Raw genomic sequence first — 16,382 nt, 5'->3', positions numbered from 1 at the left:
CCGGGCATTGCCGTGTGCTGTTGAGTTCGGTGGCCTGCTGCTGCTGAGCTAGTGGCTGAGCTGCGCGGCGACCGCCGCGAGCACCTCGTCGGGGGAGCTGCCGGTGTCGTAGACGGCGACCACGACGCGCGATCCGGAGCCGCTTGGCAGCACCGGTTGGGCCTCGGCGGGCGCGGAGGTCGCGGTCGTGAGCGGGGGCACCGCGGGCGCGAGCCAGTCGCGGTAAAACGCGGCGACCTCGCGCAGCTGTGTTCCGAGCGCCGCCGGTGCGTCGTCGACGTCGTCACGCAGCCAGTTGCGCAGGGTCTGGTTGTGGAGCGCGACGAGCGCGGCGGCGAAGGTCGCGGCCACCCAGCCTGGGGCATCCGCGGCGAGATTCGCGCGCAGATAGCGGGCAAACACGCGCTGGTAGCGGTGCGTGATCACGAGCTCGCGCTCCTTGAGCTGCTCGTGCTGGCGCACGAGCACGAAGCGGAGCCGAGCGGCCTCGGGGTCGCGAATCAGCAGCCGCAACACGTTACATGTGCCCGTGATGAGCGCCTCGCTGGGGGAGAGATCGGTGGAGCTCAGGTGCGCCTCGAGCTCGGCCAGGGCAAGGTCGTGGTCGGCGAAGATGACGTCGTCCTTGCTGCCGAACCGGCGAAAGAACGTGCTGCGACTGACCCCGACGGCGTCAGCCAGATCCTCGGCCGTGGTCGCCTCGTAGCCGCGGTCGGCCAGGAGACGAATGGCGGCGGCGGGTCCCTGCGCGAGTGTCTGTGCCTGTGCAGGCTGCGCGGAGTCACGGGGAGTGTGTGCTGGCATATGCCGAAGGTAGCACAATCCAGGTACACCTGAGACTACGTTTCACTGCTTCATCGCGTTACGTATCGCCGAACCTATCGGTGATGCGTGAGTGAATCATGGTTGACGTGACACGCAGTGTCAGGCATGCTCGAGGTGTGACGTGACTCACCCTCACGCGCCACTTCGGATTCAGGGAGGAACCCCATGTCAAACACCAACCCCGCGCCCACGGTGCCCATCGCCCAGGGAACGGCCGAGCCTGAATACCGCCTCTGGGAGCCCGTCGACGTCGACGTTGCAGGGGTATTTCGCGGTCTCTCAAGTGACGACAATGCCTACCGCGAGCGCGCCCAGCGGTTTGTGCAGGAGGAAGTCCGCCCAGTCGTTGCCGGGATATGGGATCGCGCCGAGTATCCGGTTCACCTGGCCCGCCGCATGGGCCAGCTCGACCTGCTGCGTGACGGCGTAAGCGTTCCGGGGTTCCCCGAGCAAAGCCTTATCGCCGCCTGCCTGACCACCATGGAGCTTGCGCGCGGCGACGGATCGATCGCGACGATCGCGGGCGTGCAGGGCGGGCTCGCGCTGCGCTCGATCAACAGTTGCGGTTCAGATGAGCAGCGTGCGCGGTGGGAGGAGCCGCTCGCCCGCGGTACCGAGCTGGGAGCCTTCGCGCTCACGGAGCCGACCCACGGTTCGGATTCGGTGAGCCTCGAGACGCGCGCACGCACGGTCGAGGGCGGCTTCGTACTTGACGGGCACAAGAAGTGGATCGGCTCGGGCAGTAACGGGGCGATCGCCGTGGTCTGGGCGCGGGGCGACGATGGCAAGGTGCAGGGCTTCGTCGTGCCGCAAGATAGCCCCGGTTACCGCGGTACCACGATCGAGGGCAAGGTGTCGCTGCGCGGCATCTGGCAGGCGCACATCGAGTTCGACGGGGTGCAGCTTCCCACGAGCGCCAAGTTGCCCGGGGCAAACAGTTTCAAGGACACCGCCGCGGTGCTGCAGGCGACCCGGCTGGGGGTCGCCTGGGCCGCGCTCGGCCAGGCACACGCGGTGTACGAGACCGCGGTGAACTACGCGAAGCAGCGCGTGCAGTTCGGGCGGCCGCTCGCGGCGTCGCAGATTGTGCAGAACCGGCTCGCCGAGATGCTGAGCCAGCTCACAACGCTGCAGACGCTCCTCATGGGGCTCACTCGTGCCGACGAGCGGGGCGAGCTCACCGGGCCGGGAGCCTCGCTCGGCAAGTACACGGCGACCCGCACCGCCCGCGACATGGCGCGCAACGCGCGCGACCTGCTGGGCGGCAACGGGATCCTGCTCGAAAACCGGGTTGCCCGGCACTTCGCCGACCTCGAGGCGTTGCACACCTACGAAGGCACCGAGACCGTGCAAGCGCTCATCATTGGGCGCGATATTACGGGCGTCGGTGCCTTCGTGTAGATCGGTGTTGGCGAGGGCGCGAAGTTAGTACTTCGCGTCCTCACCCGTTCCGGGCAGTGCGACGGCAGCTGTCAACGGCTGCCCGCTCGAGATGAGCCGACGCTTACGCAGCTGCCACGCAATGGCGAGAGCCACAAACCAGATCGGGGTGCACAGCGTGGGGATGCGGGTGTCCTCGGCGATCAGCAGCGTGAACACGATGAACGCGAAGAACACGAGCGTGATCCAAGGCATCACCCGGGGCAGCGGCATCTTGAACGTGGAGGACTGGTGACGCTCGGGATGCTTGCGGTAGTACTGGAGGTAGCTGATGACCAGCATGCTCCAGATGAAGATGATGAAGCTCGAGGCCACCGATGACACAAAGGTAAATGCCGCAATCACGCTGTCGCCCGCGAGCAGAATCGGCACGGCCGAGAACAGGAAGATGCTGGAGAAGAACACGGTGCGACGCGGCACGCCGCGGCTGTCCACGAGGGAGAACTTCCTGGGCGCGTGGCCGTCCTTCGACAGCGCGTACATCATGCGAGTGCCCGAGTAGAACCCCGAGTTGGCGCTCGAGGCTGCCGAGGTGAGCACGACGAAGTTGATGCCGAGGGCCGCTGCGGCAAATCCCGCGTACGCAAAGGTCGTGACGAACGGACTTTGATCCGGATCAAGTTCATCCCAGGGGGTGATCGCCATGATGACCGAGAGCGCGCCGATGTAGAAGATCAGCACGCGCACGACGATCGAGTTGACCGCCTTGGGCAGGTTCTTGTGCGGATCCTTGGTCTCTGCCGCCGCGGTGCCGATCAGCTCGACGCCGATGAACGAGAAGATGCCGAGCTGGAACCCGAGCAGGAATCCGCCGATACCAAACGGGAACATGCCGCCCCGGTCGAACAGATGCATGAGGGACGCCTGCGTGCCGGTGTCGGGGTTCTCGAAACCGGTGACGAGCAGCACGACGCCCGTCGCAATGAGCCCGAGGATGGCGACAATCTTGATGAGCGCGAACCAGAACTCGAACTCGCCAAAGAACCTGACTGGCTGCAGATTCAAGATGATCAACGCGAGCGCCGCAACGAGGGCGGGAATCCAGGTCGGAATCGATGCGTTGAAGTACGACACGTAGGCAGTGATCGCGATGATGTCGGCGATACAGATGACCACCCAGGTGCACCAGTACGTCCACGACACCATAAAGCCGGCCCAGGGGCCGATGAGGTCCTTCGCGATGTCACCGAAGGTCTTGTAGTTGAGGTTGGAAAGCAGAATCTCGCCGAGCGCCCGCATCACGAAGAACATCATGAAGCCGATGACCGCGTAGATGAACAGCACCGAGGGGCCGGTCAGGCTGATGACCTTCCCCGAGCCGAGGAAGAGGCCGGTGCCGATGGCGCCGCCAATGGCAATGAGCTGCAGGTGCCTGTTCGACAGGCCACGGTGCAGCTCTTCTGTTGGTGCGTTCGAAATATTCTCGGACAAATCCTTCACTCCTGTGTGAGAGTTCTGACTACATGACTTGGCAGGCTGGATCTAGCCCGATTGGTCGGCCCGTGACTGCTGAGTCGCGGGCGTACGGGTTAATTGTAGGCACGGCCCGCCGGGCACGCGCACACGGCGTTGCTCTTTTGGGGGCACCCCATGCGCCGAGTGCGGGGAAATGCCCGATCCGAGTATTGACAGGGCGGGGAGGATGCGATCTAGTCGGACTCGGCCAGCCGCGACTTCATCGAGGCGATACGTAGCTGCAGCCAGAGCACGAGGAGCTGATCGGCATGCATATCGGCGAGCCCCCAACGCTCATAGGCTTTACGCACTCGGTAGCGCACCGTCTGCTCGTGGAGATTGAGCCGCTCCGCGACCCGGGGCGCCTTGCCCTGTTCCTCGAACCACGTGAGCAGGGTTTCGCGGGTCTCAGACTCGGCAGAGCTGAGCAACTCAGCGGCTTCGGGCAGTGCAAGATCGGAGGCAACTATCGCATCGCCACACTCCTGCAGAATGAGCTGCGCCTTGACCTCGCTTGGCACCGCCACATCGAGTCCCACGAGTCGAGCACACTGCGCCACCTGCACCGCGCGTTCGCGATCCGGCGCAAATGAAGCGCTGGGTTTGCGCGGGTCTGACAATCCGACGTGGCACCGATGATCGGTGAGGCGGGAGAGTTCGCGGAGAAACCAGTCGAGTGAGCGCTTCACCGAGTCCGTCGAGTTTGTCGGAAGTAGCGCGAGCACCGCGCCGTCCACGACGGTGCAGATGCTGCCGGGAAAGTACACGGAGAAGTGCCGCGAGGTCGCCGTTCTGAGCTCGCCCAGCTCGCCCTCGGGGATCGCGCCACCATCGATCGCCATGACGAGGTAACTGTGGTCGTGGCGCAACCCCAGCACGGTGGAATCATTCTCGTGAGTGTTGCCCGAGAGCATCCGCCTCAGCGCAGCCTCCTTGGAGCGCTCGTCGCCGTGCTCAAAGCGCCAGGCGTCGACGATGTAGCCCGCGGCGAGGGCCGCAGCGCCCTCGAGTACCTTCTGCTTTTCGGCGGCGAGGGGCACCGACACGTCATCTCCATCGGGGTCGATGACCCAGATCGAGCCCAGTGGCATGTTGCCGGCCCTGACGGGAACAGCCGCGCGCGGGGCATATTCATTATTGGTCGGAAACCGTGAGACGCCGTCGGTCGCGAACACCTGCCGATAGCGCGTCTCATTGAGTGGGCCCTCAGGGGCGCGGCGCGTGAGAATGCCGGTGGCGCGAAAGTTATCGATGGCCTGACCGGGCAATACCGAGTAGGCGAGGATGTTGCGGCGATGGTCCTCGATCGCGACCGACCCCCGAAACGCGTGGGCAATCGAATTCGCGAGCGCAAACAGCTTGTCGCCCGAGTTGGCCCCGAGCTGCAGGCCTGCGCCGTGCTCACCGAGCAGCCTGCTCACGAGCGCGTCAAACTCTCGCCATTCGACTTCCGGGGCGAGCTCGAGCAACGAGAGACCGTGGGATTCGCACGCCTGCGTGAGCTGAGTTCCCCCAAGAGCGCTCACGGCTTTCGCGACGACACCCGTTGCCCCCGCATCCCGGAACGAGCGGCACATGCGGTCCAGGCGGTCGGGGCCAAGCGCGTCGTGTGAGGTGACGATGATCAGCCGGCCCGAAACCTGCTGTGGCGTGATCTCGGTGTCGTAGTAGACCACGCCGTTCAACGCCGAAGACTGGCGCGATCCCACAATGACCTTCATCGTGGCTGGGCCGAGCTGCGTCACCAGCTCGTGCAGGGGGAGCCCCGTCGAGAGCGGAGAAAGCGAGCTGATGCGCGGATTCGATGAAGACATGCTCAAAGATTAGCGAATTCGCCAAAGGAATCTCGGGTTTGGCTTCATAAAGTCATCTGTGACACGAACAAAGGAGTGACTACGTGACACAGAGTGGGTTGTACGATTCCCGGCTGGGACGCATTTTTCCGGCGAACACGACGGTAACCACCGACGGGGAGCTCGCTGTTGGCGGCTGTGCCCTCCCCGCCCTGACAGAGGAGTTCGGTACCCCCCTGTACGTCATTGACGAGCAGGGGTTGCGGGAGCGCATGCGCGCGTATCGTGAGGGACTCGCATTGCGCTGGCCCAACAGCCAGGTCGCCTTCGCCTCCAAGTCGTTTCCGGTGCTGGGCGCCTACGCCATCGCGGCCGACGAGGGCCTTGCGATTGATGTTGCGGGCGCAGGAGAGCTCTTGCTGGCGCTCGAGTCGGGCGCCCCTGCAGAGCTGATTCACCTCCACGGCAATGCCAAGAGCGAAGCCGAGCTCCGGCTCGCGGTGGATGCGGGTATCGGTGCCATCGTTGTCGATGGCGAGGCTGACATCGACCGGCTCGACGCGCTGCTGAACCGACCCCAGGACGTGCTCGTTCGCATCATCCCCGGCGTGGATCCGCAGGTTCCCAAGTCAGTGTCGACCGGCGGTAAGTCCTCGAAGTTCGGTCTGCCCATCGACCAAGCCAAGGCGCTTATTGAGCGGCTGCGGGAGCACCCCTACATCAACGTGGTCGGCCTGCACCTGCACATCGGCTCGCAGGTACTCCAGCTTGAACCGTTTGAACGGGCCGTCGAAGCGGTGGCCGAGCTGGGGGAGTTCGACGTCTACAACATCGGGGGCGGGCTCGGCGTGAACTACAACGTCGACCAGGTCGCTCCCGAGCTCGACGACTACCTGGACGCCATCACGGCCGCCGCGAAGCGGATCCTGCCGGCCCACAGCCGGCTCATCATCGAGCCCGGCCGATCGCTCGTCGCCCGCAGCGGTGTGACCGCATACCGCGTGAACAACGTCAAGCGCACCGGCGCGACCTTTGTCGCCGTCGATGGCGGGCTGGCCGACCAGCTCAACGTTGCCCTCATGGACATGAAGTTCACGCCCATCGTGGCCAACCGCGCCAACGTCGCACCGGACACGGTCGCCCAGCTGGTGGGGCGCCAGTGCGAATCGGGCGACTTGCTGGTTGACCAGGCGCATTTGGCTGCCCCCGCAGCCAATGACACGGTGGTACTTGCCGCCACGGGCGCCTACGGGTACACGCTCTCAAACAACTACAACGGTGCGCTCAAGCCCGCAGTGGTGTTCTGCAAGGACGGTAACGCGAGGCTTGCCGTTCGACGTCAGACCTATGCCGAGTTTCTCGGGCACCATGTCGGCCCCGACGAGACCTCGTGGGCCGACGACTCGCTGCGCGCACAACACGCCTAACTCACCCCACACCATTTGCCCCACACTCATTTGTCCCCAAGGAAGAGGAACCTCATGAAGAACATTGTCAAGATCACCACCGCCGCGGCCCTCGCCGCAATGCTCGGGCTGACCGCCTGCTCGGGCTCGAGCGGCTCGTCGGCCACGGCCGAAGAGCCCGCCGCCGCGCTCACCTCCGGCGTCGACAAGGCCGCCGAGGCGGCTCTGCCCGACGCGATCCGGGAGGCCGGGGTCATTCGTGCCGCGGCCGGCATCCCCTACCCTCCGTTCATTCTGCTCGAGGGAGACAAGCAGGTCGGGCTTGATCCGGATCTGGCGCAAGCTCTGGGCGAGAAGCTCGATGTGAAATTTGAGATCGGCCATCAGGCATTCGAAACGGTGATCCCGGCGCTGCAGGCAAAGAAGTTCGACATCATCATGTCGGGCATGAACGACACGATCGAGCGCGAGGGCACTCTGAACTTCGTCGAAGAGCTTTACGCTGGCTTCGCGATCGTTGTGAAGAAGGGCAACCCCGAGGGCATCAAGCAGCTTACTGACCTCTGCGGCACGTCCGTGGCAGTGCAGAAGGCCAGCGCTCAGCTGGGCCTGCTGGAAGATCTGAAGAAGGAGTGCGTCGCAAGCGGCGCTGGAGACCTTGACATTCAGCAGCTCCCCACGGCACAGGACCCGCAGACCGCGCTGAAGGCGGGCCGCGTTGTGGCATTCCCCGTCGATGCGCCGGTGGCGGCCTACACGGCAGCGACGTCGGGCGATGGCAAGGACTTTGAGATTATCTCGGACCCGGAGCACCCTGCAGGGTTCAACCCGGTCTACACCGGTATCGGCACGCTCAAGTCGAACACCGAGCTCACCGAGGCGCTGCGCCTCGCCATGCAGGCGATCATCGATGAGGGTGTCTACCAGGAGATTCTCGACAAGCACAACCTCGGTGCCTACGCCACGGACGAGGCAATCGTCAACGGTGCCGGCAAAGAAGGCTGAGTCGATTCATGTCACAACTCACCGCAACTCGGCCTGAGCAGGACAAGAGCTTCGACGTCGAAGCTCTGCCCCTCAGGCGCCCCGGGCGCTGGATCTGGGCGATCGCCCTGCTGCTCTTCGCAGCTTGGTTCGTGCAGGCCCTCGCCACCAACAAGAACATCGACTACTCGGTCGTCGGGGAATACCTCTTCAACGACGGCATCGTCGCTGGCGTGGGGGTCACGCTGCTGATCACCGCGATCTCGATGGTCATCTCGACGGTGCTCGCCGTGGTCCTCGCGGCCATGCGGCTCTCGGGTAACCCCGTGATGGTGGTCTTCTCATCGTTCTACGTCTGGCTTTTCCGCGGCACCCCGTTGCTCGTTCAGATTGTCATCTGGGGCTACTTTGGGCTGATCTTTGAGAAGATCACGCTGGGGATTCCATTCACTGACATCGTGTTCTGGGAAGTCGACACCAATGTGCTGCTCACGGCTTTTGTCGCCGGCATTCTCGCGCTGACGCTCAACGAGGCCGCATACTCCGCAGAGATCGTGCGCTCGGGCATGCTGTCGGTGGACTTTGGGCAGAAGGAAGCGGCAGCGTCGCTGGGCATGAGCCCGTTCCACACCTTCACCCGGATCCTGCTGCCCCAGGCGATGCGCGTCATCATCCCGCCGCTCGGCAACGAGCTGATTTCGATGATCAAGAACACGTCGCTGCTGTCGCTCATCGCTGTCATGGAGGTGTACACGAGGGCTACGCAGATCTCGGCACAGAACCTCAAGCAGGTGGAGCTGTTGATCGTCGTGAGCATTTGGTACCTCCTGATCGTCTCGCTGCTCTCCATTCCGCAGTACTACCTTGAGCGTCATTTTGCGAAGGGTGTCGAGCGCAATGCACCGGCCACCCCGCTGCAGAAGGCAAAGGCTCTCACGGGCGCCATCGCGGTGCAGCTTCAGGGGAAGAAGAAGGGAAACCGCAATGTCTGAACTCAGCGATGACGCGTTGGTGCAAATGCGCAGCGTGCGCAAGCACTTCGGCCAGCTCGAGGTCCTGAAGGGCATCTCCATGGATGTTCACGCGGGCGAGGTGTCCGTGTTGCTGGGGCCCTCGGGCTCCGGTAAGTCGACGCTGTTGAGATGCATCAATCACCTCGAATCCATCGACGGTGGCCGAATCATCGTCGACGGTGAAGTGGTGGGTTATCGCGACCAGGGTGATCGGCTGCGTGAGATGCACCCGCGCGAGGTGGCGAAGCAACGCCGATCCATTGGCATGGTCTTTCAGCGGTTCAACCTGTTTCCACACAAGACGGCGCTTGAAAACATCATTGAAGCCCCGCTCGTGGTCAGCAGACGGAGCAAGAGTGAAGCGATTGCAGAGGGACACTCGTTGTTGCGTCGCGTGGGATTGGATGCGTGGGCTGACCACTATCCATCACAGCTCTCGGGCGGGCAGCAACAGCGCATTGCGATCGCGCGGGCGCTCGCGATGAAGCCGAAGCTGATGCTGTTCGACGAGCCCACTTCGGCGCTCGACCCCGAGCTTGTCGGAGACGTGCTAGACGTCATGAAGGAGCTTGCGGCCGAAGGCATGACCATGATCGTCGTCACGCACGAGATTGGCTTTGCCCGTGAGGTCGCCGACAAGGTGGTCTTCATGGACGGTGGCGTGGTGGTGGAAAGCGGCCGGCCCGCAGACCTCATTGATAACCCACAGCACGCGCGAACGCAGGGATTCTTGCAGAGCGTGCTCTGACGGGAATGGGCGCGGGCGGGGTGCTGCACCAACACGGTGCAGCACCCCGCCCGTTTCTGTCTCACGGCACAAGAATGCCCCCGGCAGCGTGGAGCACGCTGCCGGGGGCATTGCTGTCGAGGCGAACTCGGGAGTTGCGAGTTAGTCCTCGTCGAGGGGATGACCGGTCGTGGGGATCGCGCCGGTAAGGGGGCGGCCCTCGCGCTGGAGCTTTCGCTTGCGCAGCTGCCACAGCACGGTGAGGAGCAAGAACCAGAATGGCGCCGCTAGGAAGGGTGCGCGGGTGTCCTCACCGTAGAGCAGTGTGCCCGCGATGAAGACAAAGAATGCAAGCACCAGCCAGGGCGAGACGCGGGAGAATGGCAGCTTGAACTTCGAGGCGGCGTGCTTCTCGGGGAAGCGACGACGGTAGACGATGTAGCTCACCACGATCGACCCCCACGTGAACAAGATGAGCGTTGCGCACATCGACGACACGAACGTGAAGGCGGACACGACGCTATCGCCCGCGAACAGGAGCGGAATGGCCGAGAACAGGAACACCGAGGTGAAGAAGACGGCCTTGCTGGGGACACCTCGGTTATTGGTCCAGGCGAAGCCCTTCGGTGCGTGGCCGTCCTTGGACAGCCCGAAGAGCATGCGTGTTCCCGAGTACAGCCCGCCGTTTGCGCTTGAGGCGGCCGAGGTGAGTACCACGAGTTGAATCATGAAAGCGGCCATACCCAGCCCGGCGGTGGCGAGCGTGGACACGAACGGGCTCTCGCCCGGGTCGATCTGATTCCACGGCGTCACACACATGATGACCGCGAGCGCACCGACATAGAACACGAGAATGCGGACGACGATGGAGTTGATCGCCTTAGGGAGTGTCTTGCGGGGGTTCTCAGTCTCAGCAGAAGCCGTACCGACCATCTCGACACCGATGAACGAGAAGATGCCCATCTGGAATCCGAGAACGAAGCCGCTCGCACCCATCGGGAACATGCCGCCGTGGCTCCACAGGTTGGACACTGATGCGACGTTGCCGTCGGGCGACTGGAACCCGATGACGACCATGATGACGCCCACCGCGATGAGCCCCAGAATCGCGACAATTTTCAAGATGGCAAACCAAAACTCGGTCTCGCCAAAGAACTTTACGGGCTGCAGGTTGAGCACCAGCAACAGCACCGCCGCGAACAGCGCGGGCACCCAATTCGGAATATCGGCATTGAACCACTGCACGTAGGCCGTGATGGCGACAATGTCTGCGACGCATGCGATGACCCAGGAGAACCAATAGTTCCAGGACACGAAGAATCCGGCCCACGGCCCGAGCATGTCTTTGGCGATGTCGCCGAAGGTTTTGTAGTGCAGATTCGACAGCAGGAGCTCGCCCAGCGAGCGCATGATGATGAAGACGAAGAACCCGATCACCATGTACACGAAAATGATGGACGGGCCCGAGACACTGATGAGCTTGCCTGACCCAAGGAAGAGCCCGGTGCCGATCGCACCTCCAATGGCGATGAGCTGCAGGTGGCGGTTCTTGAGCCCGCGATGCATTTCGCTCGTTTTCGGTTCGGAAACTACTTCAGAAATCATGAACACTCCTTTGTGAGGGTGACGGTAGTGCGTTGCTTGTCCGGGTAGGGACACAGTGGGAAAACATAGTCGACCCGCGGCAGTGCGCCCAATTGTGGGGCACTGCCGCGGGTGTGGAAGGGGAAGGTCAGCCTCGACGCGGCTCCGCGACAACGCGGAACGTGTCGAGGGCTGGATCGCTCGACCCCCGCACGTACCCCGAGGGGGCCGCTGCCGTGCCGCGGAGGAACGCGATGACCTCGTCATTGAGTACTTCTCCGGGGAGCACATTGGGCACCCCGGGAGGGTATGCCGCAAGTGAGTCGGCGGAAACGCGGCCCATGGCTTCGGTGTACGGCACGGTCTCAATGTCTGCAAAGAACGCCTCGTTGAGGCCCATGCTGCGCTCACAGCTGGCGGGCAACGTGAACGGCCGCTCTGGCTCGATGGCCGCCTCGGGGAGGGCCTGCAGAGAGTCCCAGAATCGATCAACATCGACGGGGGAGGTGGCGCCCACAAGCAGCAAGAGCGCAGATGACGTCGAGAGCTCGCAATAGATCCGATGGTCGCGAAGCAAGCGATAGTGTGCCTCATCGCCCGTGATACCCGCACCGCGCGTGTCAATCGCGATCTTGAACGGGTCGTTGGCGATGGCATCGGGGCTCGCCAGAATATCGGGGGTGGCGTCCCGGAACCGGCGGTCGGCGCGCACCCGGCGTCGAATCTCCTCGGCGCTTTCGAGCGCGCGCTCGACGTACTCGGGGTGGGTGACGATGTTGCTGCGTGCCTCGTCGAGCGAGGCCAATAGCAGCGCACTCGTGCTCGTCGACTGGTAAGACCGAACGAGGCGGTCGACCAGCGTGGCCAGGCCCTGCGCGAGCGGGCCGTTTCCGAGCTGCAGCATCGCAGACTGCGTGAGGGACCCGACCGCCTTGTGCGTGCTCGAAATCACGAGGTCGGCGCCGAGCCGGGCTGCGTTGACCGGGAGCTTGGGGTGCAAGCCAAAGTGCGACCCCCAGGCCTCGTCCACAATGAGCGGAACCCCGTGCCGGTGCGCCACTTGCGCGATGGCCTCAACGTCGGCCACAGCGCCGAAGTAGCTGGGGGAAACAATGTAGACCGATGCGCTCTCGGGGTGCTGCACGAGCATCTGATCCACTTGTGCTGCGGTGACACCGTGATTGGAGCCCAGCCCCGTATCCACCGCACCGTGCACGAAATGTGGGGTGAGGTTGGCGTGGGTGAAGCCGTCGATCACGCTCGAGTGGACGCTGCGCTGCACAATGCTTTCGTTGCCGAGCGCGCGTGCGACGGCGGTGGCGATGTGATTGCCGCCCGATGCGCCCGTGGTGATGAACCAGGTGCGAGAAGCTCCCCAGGCCTCGGCCGCCAAGTCCTGCGCGCGCATGATGGGGGTCACGCGACCCGGCGTGGTGAGCTTCCAAGTGCTCTGGTCAATTCCGCTGAAGAGCATCGGGAAATCCATCGCGAGGGCCTGCTCGCCCACCAGCTGGGCGACTCCCGAGCTGTTCGCAGCGTTGGCCTGGTGGCCCGGCACCATGATGCGTTGCCAGTCCTCACCGGCGAGGGTGCGTATCGCGGTCGAATACGGGGTTTCACGATGACGTTCGATGAACGCGGCGTCGATGGAAGTTACTGGATCGGCAGAAAGAACTGTGGCCATAAACGCCAGTGTATGAAGTACGGCTCTCATGCGGAATATCACGTTTTCGCTGCAAGTGACATAGTGTCTATGAGGTGATCAATTTGCAACAACTGCGCGTGCTGCTCGCCGTGCGAGAACACGGAAGCCTCACGCGTGCCGCTGAAGCACTGCAGTACGGCGTGCCCACGGTGGCGCACCATCTGCGCACGCTCGAAGCGCACCTGCAGGCGCAGCTGCTCGTGCGCACTCGCACCGGATCGGCGCTCACGCCGCTCGGGGAGTTCTATGCCGCCGAGGTTGCGCCGGTCATCGTGCGGCTCGACCGGGCAGAGCGTGCGGTCGCCGACCGCCGGGACTCCGGAGTCGTGACGTTGCGGGTGGGAACCTTCGCTTCGGTGGGGTCACGGTTGTTGCCGGCCGCCATCGCCGAACTGCAGCATCGGTACTCTGTGCGAGTGGAGGTAGTGGAGGGGGAACCCACCGAGGTCGTGCGCATGGTCCGCCAGGGCGAGGTGCACGCTGGCGTCATTTATGACGTCTCGGAAGAACCGTTGTTCAACACCCCCGACCTGGTACTGCAATCACTGTTCGCGGAGCCCTACCAGGTGCTGGTAGGCAAGAACAGCGAATGGGCGGAGCGGGAGGAACTTGAGCTCGCGGATCTCGTCCGTATGAGCTGGATCTGTAGCCGCAACGATGATGAGGCCTCTGACCGGGTGCTCCGGCGGGTACACCGCGAGTTGGGGGAGCGCACGCGGGTCCTTATGGAGACTGACGACTGGTACATGATTCACGGCCTCGTCGCCGAAGGGCTTGCCTGTGCATTAACGACCGCCGCCCCGGTCGATACGGATTTCGCGGTGGCCCTTCGACGCACTGTTGAGAGGCTGGGGGAGCGGCGCGTGTCGTTTGTGACCGCGAAGGGCGCCCGGCCCCCGGCCGTCGAATGGCTGGGGGAAATCTTGCAGCGGGTTGCGGCGGAGCGCGTGGGAGCCGCGTCTGCCGTCATCGCTCCCCGGGCGGGCTAGTCGCGGGCTAGCGTGACGCCTGCGTACCCTTCGCCAGCGTGGTGATCGCCTCGTGAATCGCTGATCGCGCCTCGGCGACGTCGATCTGACCGGTGAGCCAGCGGCCCGAAAGTCCCTCAACGAGGCTGGTGAGCACGAGGGCCACTCGCGAGGAATCGCGTGTGGGAAACGCCCGAGCCGACAGCGTGCGCACCGTGTCCTGCCAGGAGGCGGTCGAACTCCTCAGGGCAGCGGCCTGAGCCGGTGCGAACACGGCTGCGGCGCGCAACTCGTTCCATACAATCGAGCCCGCACGAACATGGGGTTCGTCGCCAAACTCGGAGCACAGAAGCGTCTCGAGTTCGGCGAGCGGGGTGACCGCGTGCGGGTCGTGGGCGGCGCGCAACGCCGTGCCCTCGTTGACGCGATCGAGCGCGGCCTGCAGTAGCCCGTCGCGGTCGCCGAAGTGGTAGGACAGCAGGCCAATCGATACGCCAGCCTCGCGGGCGACCGCGGTCATGCGGAAGCCCCGCAGCCCAGCCTCGGCAATGGTGCGTTCGCAGGCGTCAAGGATGCGCTCGCGGGCATCTGCAGACATCAGGGCTCCTCTGGTGGTGCGAATGAAAAGTGCGGGCGCGCCCCACTTGACAGAAACACGCACTAAACTGAAACTGTTTTCAGGATACGCGATCCGGCGGTGCAGCGATAGCACCCCGCGGGCGCAGCGAAGAAGCGAGGAACCGCATGGCACAAGACGCCGCAACTTTTGACCTGATCGAGACCAGCATCGAGGATGTGCTCGAGGCGCTCCGTGACGGCCGCATTACGAGCCGCTGGCTCACCGAACGCTACCTGACGCGCGCCGAGGTCTTCGACCGGGGCGAGGACGGGCTTCACTCGATCGTGGTGCCAAACCCCGAGGTGCTCGCGCAGGCCGACGAATCTGACCGCCGCTGGCGCGAGGGTACCGCGCGCCCGCTCGAGGGTGTACCGTTCACGGTCAAGGACTCGTACATGGTGCAGGGCCTCACGGTGGCCTCGGGCTCGCCCGCGTTCGAGCATCTCGTGGCGCAGTGGGACGCTTTCTCGGTAGCCCGGCTGCTGGGCGCAGGTGCCGTACTCGTCGGCAAGACCAACATGCCCCCAATGGCCGACGGCGGGATGCAGCGTGGCGTATACGGTCGCGCCGAAAGCCCGTACAACCGCGGCTACCTGGCCGCAGCCTACGCATCGGGATCCTCAAACGGATCGGGCGTCTCGACCGCCGCGAACCTCGCCGTGTTTGGGATGGGGGAGGAGACGGTCTCGTCGGGGCGCAGCCCCGCCTCGAACAACAGCCTGTGCGCCTACACCCCGAGCTGGGGGGTGCTGAGCATTCGCGGCAACTGGCCGCTGTTTCCCGCGCGCGATGTCGTGGTGCCGCACAGCCGCACGATGACTGACATGCTGCGACTGCTCGACGTGCTCGTCGCCGACGACGACAATACCCGCGGTGATTTCTGGCGCAACCAGCAGGTCGTGAAGCTGCCCAAGCCGAGTGAGCACCGCCCCGAGAGCTACCTGGCGCTTGACCAGCCCGACGCGCTCGCGGGCAAGCGCTTTGCCGTGCCGCGCATGTACCTGGGCCAGGACCCCGCGTTCCCGATCGACGTGCGCCCCTCGGTGCTCGATCGCTTTACGGCCGCCCGGGCTCAGCTTGAGGCGCTCGGCGCTGAGGTCGTCGAAACCGACTTCCCGCTGATCGAGCAGTACGAGGGTGATCGCCCGGGCCAGGAGAATGTGGACGCGCTCGGCGTGCTGCCCGAGGGCTGGATGGACACCGAGTTCAATCACTTCCTCGCCTTCGGTTGGGATGACTTTCTGCGCGCCAACGGCGACCCCGCGATCCCCAACCTCGGCGTCGTCGACCCCGATCAGATCTTCCCGCAGCCCGAGGGCACGCTGCCCGACCGCTACGAGGAGGTTGACGACTACGAGAATCGCTACCGCGCGACCATGGCAATGGCGCAGGCTGGCATCCCCGACCCCCGCGAGCGCGACGACTTCGCGGCGGGCCTCACCGCCCTCGTGAAGCTGCGCGAGGATCTCTTCGAGAGCTGGCTCGACGCCGAAGGCTTTGACGGCATCGTGTTCCCCGCGAACGCCGACGTCGGGGCCGAGAATGCTGAACGCGATGTAGCCGCGGCCGACCGGGCCTGGGCCAACGGCGTGTTCTTCTCGAACGGCAACTACGCGCTGCGCCACCTCGGCATCCCGTCGATTACGGTGCCGATGGGGCTGATGAGTGATATCGGTATGCCCGTCGGGCTCACCTTCGCGGGTCGCGCCTACTCGGATCCCACGCTGCTCGGCTACGCGGCCGCGTTTGAAAGCGCCGGATCAATGCGGGTGTCGCCCGCGTCGACCCCCGGGCTTCCCGGGGACCGGAAGTAACTGGATCCTGCGACTCCTGCGCGACGCAGGAGTCGCAGGATCCACTCGA

The 16,382-nt window shown here is 64.4% G+C and carries 13 protein-coding genes; 7 read left to right on the top strand and 6 right to left on the bottom strand.

All coding sequences use genetic code 11. The features are described 5' to 3' along the window. Positions 1-48 precede the first annotated feature (48 nt). Positions 49-804 (bottom strand): TetR/AcrR family transcriptional regulator, encoded by a 756-nt coding sequence (locus C795_RS0100230; RefSeq protein ID WP_017791747.1) that lies wholly within the window; start codon positions 802-804, stop codon positions 49-51. Positions 805-990: 186 nt separating this feature from the next. Here C795_RS0100230 and C795_RS0100225 point away from each other — a divergent pair, with 186 nt between their 5' ends. Then, positions 991-2,226, top strand: coding sequence for an acyl-CoA dehydrogenase family protein (locus tag C795_RS0100225; RefSeq protein WP_017791746.1), 1,236 nt, complete (start codon positions 991-993; stop codon positions 2,224-2,226). A gap of 24 nt (positions 2,227-2,250) precedes the next feature. Here C795_RS0100225 and C795_RS14630 read toward each other — a convergent pair whose 3' ends face one another. Together C795_RS14630 and C795_RS0100215 are read right to left on the bottom strand one after the other, a co-directional pair. Beyond that, entirely contained in the window at positions 2,251-3,705 is a 1,455-nt protein-coding gene (locus C795_RS14630; RefSeq protein WP_408605749.1) for an amino acid permease, read from the bottom strand. Between the two features lie 209 nt (positions 3,706-3,914). Beyond that, the gene (locus C795_RS0100215) at positions 3,915-5,534 is read right to left on the bottom strand and encodes a PucR family transcriptional regulator (protein ID WP_017791744.1); all 1,620 of its coding nucleotides are present in this window, start codon (positions 5,532-5,534) and stop codon (positions 3,915-3,917) included. 83 nt (positions 5,535-5,617) lie between these two features. Here C795_RS0100215 and lysA point away from each other — a divergent pair, with 83 nt between their 5' ends. The 4 genes from lysA to C795_RS0100195 are packed head-to-tail and all read left to right on the top strand — an operon-like array spanning position 5,618 to position 9,664. After that, a complete protein-coding gene (gene lysA, locus C795_RS0100210) occupies positions 5,618-6,940 on the top strand; it encodes a diaminopimelate decarboxylase (protein ID WP_017791743.1) in 1,323 nt (440 codons plus the stop codon). Positions 6,941-6,994: 54 nt separating this feature from the next. After that, positions 6,995-7,924 (top strand): ABC transporter substrate-binding protein, encoded by a 930-nt coding sequence (locus C795_RS0100205; RefSeq protein ID WP_017791742.1) that lies wholly within the window; start codon positions 6,995-6,997, stop codon positions 7,922-7,924. A gap of 8 nt (positions 7,925-7,932) precedes the next feature. Then, on the top strand, positions 7,933-8,895 hold the full coding sequence (locus C795_RS0100200; protein WP_017791741.1) for an amino acid ABC transporter permease: 963 nt from the start codon (positions 7,933-7,935) through the stop codon (positions 8,893-8,895). Beyond that, positions 8,888-9,664, top strand: a complete 777-nt coding sequence (locus C795_RS0100195; protein WP_017791740.1) for an amino acid ABC transporter ATP-binding protein — start codon at positions 8,888-8,890, stop codon at positions 9,662-9,664. Before C795_RS0100200 ends, C795_RS0100195 begins: the two co-directional genes overlap by 8 nt. A 141-nt stretch (positions 9,665-9,805) precedes the next feature. Here C795_RS0100195 and C795_RS0100190 read toward each other — a convergent pair whose 3' ends face one another. After that, complete coding sequence (locus tag C795_RS0100190; RefSeq protein ID WP_017791739.1) at positions 9,806-11,248, bottom strand: amino acid permease; 1,443 nt, start codon at positions 11,246-11,248, stop codon at positions 9,806-9,808. Between the two features lie 127 nt (positions 11,249-11,375). After that, positions 11,376-12,911 (bottom strand): aminotransferase class I/II-fold pyridoxal phosphate-dependent enzyme, encoded by a 1,536-nt coding sequence (locus C795_RS0100185; RefSeq protein WP_017791738.1) that lies wholly within the window; start codon positions 12,909-12,911, stop codon positions 11,376-11,378. Positions 12,912-12,985: 74 nt separating this feature from the next. Between C795_RS0100185 and C795_RS0100180 the strand changes: the two genes are divergently transcribed. Next, positions 12,986-13,921, top strand: coding sequence for a LysR family transcriptional regulator (locus tag C795_RS0100180; RefSeq protein WP_017791737.1), 936 nt, complete (start codon positions 12,986-12,988; stop codon positions 13,919-13,921). Positions 13,922-13,928: 7 nt separating this feature from the next. On the opposite strand, the gene C795_RS0100175 is transcribed toward C795_RS0100180, so the two are convergent. Next, a complete protein-coding gene (locus C795_RS0100175; RefSeq protein ID WP_017791736.1) occupies positions 13,929-14,498 on the bottom strand; it encodes a TetR/AcrR family transcriptional regulator in 570 nt (189 codons plus the stop codon). A gap of 146 nt (positions 14,499-14,644) precedes the next feature. Between C795_RS0100175 and C795_RS0100170 the strand changes: the two genes are divergently transcribed. Next, positions 14,645-16,333 (top strand): amidase, encoded by a 1,689-nt coding sequence (locus C795_RS0100170; RefSeq protein WP_017791735.1) that lies wholly within the window; start codon positions 14,645-14,647, stop codon positions 16,331-16,333. Positions 16,334-16,382: the final 49 nt, after the last annotated feature.

Origin of the sequence: Leucobacter salsicius M1-8 (assembly GCF_000350525.1) — a bacterium.
GTDB lineage: Bacteria > Actinomycetota > Actinomycetes > Actinomycetales > Microbacteriaceae > Leucobacter > Leucobacter salsicius.
The sequence above is the reverse complement of the archived record's forward strand: the minus strand, read 5'-3'. Positions and strand labels throughout refer to the sequence as shown.

Excerpts from the sequence above, each read along its gene's own strand:
- C795_RS0100230 (WP_017791747.1), bottom strand. The coding sequence starts at position 804 with ATGCCAGCACACACTCCCCGTGACTCCGCGCAGCCTGCACAGGCACAG.
- C795_RS0100225 (WP_017791746.1), top strand. The coding sequence starts at position 991 with ATGTCAAACACCAACCCCGCGCCCACGGTGCCCATCGCCCAGGGAACG.
- C795_RS0100215 (WP_017791744.1), bottom strand. The coding sequence starts at position 5,534 with ATGTCTTCATCGAATCCGCGCATCAGCTCGCTTTCTCCGCTCTCGACG.
- C795_RS0100205 (WP_017791742.1), top strand. The coding sequence starts at position 6,995 with ATGAAGAACATTGTCAAGATCACCACCGCCGCGGCCCTCGCCGCAATG.
- C795_RS0100200 (WP_017791741.1), top strand. The coding sequence starts at position 7,933 with ATGTCACAACTCACCGCAACTCGGCCTGAGCAGGACAAGAGCTTCGAC.
- C795_RS0100195 (WP_017791740.1), top strand. The coding sequence starts at position 8,888 with ATGTCTGAACTCAGCGATGACGCGTTGGTGCAAATGCGCAGCGTGCGC.
- C795_RS0100190 (WP_017791739.1), bottom strand. The coding sequence starts at position 11,248 with ATGATTTCTGAAGTAGTTTCCGAACCGAAAACGAGCGAAATGCATCGC.
- C795_RS0100185 (WP_017791738.1), bottom strand. The coding sequence starts at position 12,911 with ATGGCCACAGTTCTTTCTGCCGATCCAGTAACTTCCATCGACGCCGCG.
- C795_RS0100175 (WP_017791736.1), bottom strand. The coding sequence starts at position 14,498 with ATGTCTGCAGATGCCCGCGAGCGCATCCTTGACGCCTGCGAACGCACC.
- C795_RS0100170 (WP_017791735.1), top strand. The coding sequence starts at position 14,645 with ATGGCACAAGACGCCGCAACTTTTGACCTGATCGAGACCAGCATCGAG.